Source organism: Paenarthrobacter sp. PPS72 (assembly GCF_048537125.1).
Lineage (GTDB): Bacteria > Actinomycetota > Actinomycetes > Actinomycetales > Micrococcaceae > Arthrobacter > Arthrobacter nitroguajacolicus_E.
The window spans coordinates 1-487 of record NZ_JBLYIE010000109.1 but is presented as its reverse complement, the minus strand read 5'-3'; the positions used below and the strand labels follow the sequence as shown (position 1 = coordinate 487).

Annotated in this window: 1 pseudogene; it reads right to left on the bottom strand. The window is 63.2% G+C overall.

The features are described 5' to 3' along the window. Positions 1–352 (bottom strand): annotated as a pseudogene (locus tag ACLRGI_RS23305) (ISL3 family transposase); the annotation flags it as partial. Positions 353–487: the final 135 nt, after the last annotated feature.

The window sequence follows — 487 nt, the reverse complement described above, 5'->3', positions numbered from 1 at the left end:
CACGCTCCTCGTCGGCAGCGTCAGATGTGTATAAGAGACAGTCCCTCGGCCCGGCAGCTTTGGAGGTGTCCTGCCGCCATACGTGCCCGCACCCGTTGCACCTGTAGCGGCGGATGCTCACCAGCAGCGTGGTCGGCCGCCATCCGAACGGTTCGTGGCCCAATCGGCGGGTCACCGTGTCCCGCGGAACGCCCTGGCACCCACACTTCCGGCACCAGTCATCGGGATCGGTGACACGGCACGCCAGGACGGCACGATCCGGGCGGACATACTGACCCGTCACTTCGAGTCCGAGCCCATCAAGGCGGCAGAATGTGGTCAAGTCAGGGCACTGAAAGGTAGCGTTAAACACGAGGGCCTTGCGGTAGAGAAACAGCGGAGTCGATACCCTGATTCTCCCCCAAGGCCCTCACCCCAACCGAAATACCCCACCCGCCCCCGACATCTCACGCGGCAGCCCTGATTACACTCTCAATTCTGAAGAGCC